The sequence below is a fragment of the Burkholderia sp. LMG 13014 genome (genome assembly GCF_905232215.1).
In the GTDB taxonomy this organism is placed as follows: Bacteria; Pseudomonadota; Gammaproteobacteria; order Burkholderiales; family Burkholderiaceae; genus Burkholderia.
Genome location: NZ_CAJNKE010000590.1, coordinates 1 through 3,612 on the forward strand (window position 1 = coordinate 1; position 3,612 = coordinate 3,612).

Below are 3,612 nucleotides of genomic sequence, written 5' to 3' on the forward strand. Positions count from 1 at the left end.
CGAGCAGCGTCATCACGTGCTCCCAGCGATTGAATGCGTCCATGGCGGCGTATCCGGGCAAGTGGCGAAGGGTGCGGATGTCGTGCATCCACCCACATCGCGAACGTCATCCTTCGACGCGAACCGGTAGCGACTAGCGACGGGATGACCTGACGCTGACGATAACGGGCCGACGCTGAAGAGTCTTGATTCCATGCTGAATTTTTCTGGCAGGTGCATTCGCGGGGTGCGGCGCGTGCGCCGCCGCATTCAAGACAATTCAGCGCGATTTCAGTACAGACCGCATGGCCCCGCGATAGGCTCCCGTCGGTGTTCGTTTGCTACCCATGCGTGCCGGCCGGCCCGCAACCGCGAACGCACGCCGGCTGCCGGCAGGATTGCCGCATGCGGGCAGAACCGAACCATCCATCCAATGCGGCATCGTTGTACCGCACGTTCAAGGAGCCTCAATGCGTCCCGCAGATACCGACGCCGTTCCCTCGGCACGCCGCCGAGACATGCTGCTCGCCGGCGCGACCGCCGTTGCAGCTGCCGCGCTGCCGGCCGCAGCTGCAGCCGCCGCCCCGAAACACGCCGCTTCCGGCCATCAAGGAGCCCATGCGATGAACACGATCACCACGAAAGACGGTACGCAGATTTACTTCAAGGACTGGGGCAGCGGCCGCCCGGTCGTCTTCTCGCACGGCTGGCCGCTGTGTGCCGACGCGTGGGACCCGCAGATGCTGTTCCTGGTGCAGCACGGCTACCGCGTGATCGCGCACGACCGCCGCGGTCACGGCCGCTCGAGCCAGCCGTCGCTTGGCAACGACATGGACACGTATGCCGACGATCTCGCCGCGCTGATGAATACGCTCGACCTGCGCGAAGCAACGCTCGTCGGCCATTCCACCGGCGGCGGCGAAGTCGCGCACTACATCGGACGCCACGGCACGAAGCGCGTGTCGAAGGCCGTGCTGATCGGCGCCGTGCCGCCGCAAATGGTGAAATCGGCGTCCAATCCCGGCGGCCTGCCGATAGACGTATTCGACGGTATCCGCAAGAACGTCGCCGAGAACCGCTCGCAGTTCTACAAGGATCTCGCCGTGCCGTTCTTCGGCTTCAACCGTCCGGATGCCAAAGTGTCGCAAGGCACGATCGACGCGTTCTGGGCGCAGGGCATGATGGGCGGCGCTTACGGCCAGTATCTGTGCGTCAAGGAATTCTCCGAGGTCGACTACACCGAAGACCTGAAGAAGATCGACGTCCCGACGCTGATCCTGCACGGCGACGACGACCAGATCGTGCCGATCGACGATTCGGGTCGCCTGTCCGCGAAGATCGTGAAGCACGCGCAACTCAAGGTGATCCCCGGCGGATCGCACGGGATGTGTGTCGTCAATGCCGACCGGATCAATGCCGAGCTGCTCGAGTTCCTGAAGGCGTAAGCGGCGCCGCGCGGCGCGCCGGACAATCGCGCCGGCGCGCCTTTTAGCACGTTTCAGGATTTTTCAGGTCGCCGCCATTCCGTTGCGGCATGCGCGATCGTTAAGATCGTCGATGCGCGACATACGCCGATCCGGCTTCGGGGGTTCATGGCGCACGCGCCGGCCGGAGCAGCATCGCGATCAACACTCCCGTGACCGCGAAAGCCGTCGCGACATGGAAATTGTCGGCCAGCGCTAGCGTGGTCGCCTGGACGCGGACCGCCCGGTCGAGCAGCGCATACGTCGCCTGGTCGCCCGTCGCGAAGGTCGCGCCGTGCGACACGAGCGACGCCGCGCCGGCCCGCAGGCGCTCCAGCGTTTGCGGATCCGACAGCGTGACATGCAGACCGACGAGATTCGAATGGGTAGCCTCCATGATGCGCTGGATCACCGCGATCGATGTCGTGCCGAGCTGCCCGCTCAGCAGGCGCGTCGTCTGCACGACGGCACCGAAGGTCAGCACATGCTCGGCCGTCACATGCTTGCCGAAGAAGAACACGACCGAGGTGAGCGCCATGGTCTGCCCCAGCGCCTGAAGCAGCTGCGACGGGATGAAGTCAGGCTCGGCCCACGCGGACGTGAGCTGCGCGCCAAGCGCGAACGCGACCGCCACCATCGCGAAGCCGGCCATGATCAGCCGGCGCGGATCGACGCGTTGCAGCAACCATGCGACGCATGGCGCGAACAGCAACTGCGGAATCGCGATCCAGCGCAGCGTATCGCCGATCTGCAGCGGGCGAAGCCCGTAGGTGCTTGCCAGAAACGCCGACGGAATGAAGCTCGTGTTGAGCACGGTAAAGCGCACGAGGCCGACGAGCAGGATCAACAACGCCACGTTGGGCAGCGCGAGGTAGCCGAGATCGAGCCCGGCCCGTCGCGACGCCAGTTCGTGGATCAGGAACGCCGCCACCATCACGATGCCGATGCCCAGCAGCGCGACGATCAGCGGCGACTGGAACCAGAACAGCCGCTCGCCCTGATCGAGCGCAATGCACAGGCACGCGAACCCGCCGGCGCCGAGCAGCATGCCGCGCGTGTCGATGCCGGACGCGAAACGCTTGATCGGCTCGTTGGACAGCGACAGCGTCAGGCAGACGATGAACGGCACGGTCAGCAGCGCGTTCTGCCAGAACAGCCAGCGCCAGCTCAGGTGTTCGCTGTACCACCCTTCAAGCGTCGCCGACAGGTTGAGCGACATCTCGAGGTTCATCGCATACGCGGCGATGCCGAACGGAATCAGCCGCGGGGGCAGCGTGCGGACGACGAACCCGACGGTCAGCGGCACGAACACGCCGGACGCGAAGCCGGCGAGGCTCTGGAACACGATGAACGTGCCGAAGTTCGTACACAGCGGCAGCACGCTTTCGACCACCAGAAAAATCGCGGCGCCCGCCAGCAGCACGCGACGCGTGCCGAACACGAAGGCCGCGGCGATCGCGAGCGGTCCGACGAACATCTGCGACGCGATGAACGCCGTGTTGATCCACGCGCCTTCGTCGAACCCGACGCCGAGCGCGCCGCGCACGTCGGCGAGCCCGAGCGATGTGATGCGCGACGTCAGCGTCGAGATGATCGCGCCGAGCAGCACGGCGACGATCGCGGCGATCGAGCGAAACGTCGGTATATCGGAGGCTGGCGTCGTGGCCAGTCCCGGTGTCGCGCCACCAGGGGCGAACGTGGTGTTCATCGTCGAGCGGCTCCCGCACAAAAAGCTCGCGCAAGCATAGCGCGATGTGACAAACCCTGCCTGTTTGATGGAGTATCCCGACCGTGACCCCGAACTCGCCGGACACGCCGGCCACTTCCACCGCGCGATCGCGCAAGTGGCCGGCCGTACTGATCGCCGGATCGGCGCTGCTGCTCGTCGCGCTGCTGGTCTATGAATTCGACGCGCATGACCGCGGCACCGACGACGCGTACGTGACGGGCCACCTGCATGTGATCTCGCCACGTGTGGCCGGCACGGTCGAGCGCGTGCTGGTGAACGACAACCAGTTCGTGCACGCGGGTGCCCCGCTCGTCCGCCTCGACCCGCGCGATTTCGACGTGCGCGTCGCGCTGCAGCGGGCACGCGTTGCGCAGGCGCACTCCGACGCAAGCCGCGCGAAGGCACTGGTCGAGCAAGCCGACGCGACGCTCGTGTCCGCGC

Annotated in this window: 3 protein-coding genes; 2 read left to right on the forward strand and 1 reads right to left on the reverse strand. The window is 66.1% G+C overall.

Annotated features, from left to right (window positions below; all coding sequences use genetic code 11):
- The first annotated feature begins 602 nt into the window (after nucleotides 1–602).
- Nucleotides 603–1,424 carry an alpha/beta fold hydrolase gene (locus JYJ84_RS31430; RefSeq protein ID WP_175221475.1) on the forward strand — a complete coding sequence of 274 codons (822 nt, stop codon included), beginning with the start codon at nucleotides 603–605 and terminating at the stop codon, nucleotides 1,422–1,424.
- Nucleotides 1,425–1,569: 145 nt separating this feature from the next.
- Here the strand turns inward: JYJ84_RS31430 and JYJ84_RS31435 are convergent, their stop codons facing one another.
- On the reverse strand, nucleotides 1,570–3,150 hold the full coding sequence (locus JYJ84_RS31435) for an MFS transporter (RefSeq protein ID WP_175221474.1): 1,581 nt from the start codon (nucleotides 3,148–3,150) through the stop codon (nucleotides 1,570–1,572).
- Nucleotides 3,151–3,233: 83 nt separating this feature from the next.
- Here JYJ84_RS31435 and JYJ84_RS31440 point away from each other — a divergent pair.
- On the forward strand, nucleotides 3,234–3,612 hold a 379-nt coding region (locus tag JYJ84_RS31440; protein ID WP_205189925.1), incomplete at its 3' end, for a biotin/lipoyl-binding protein.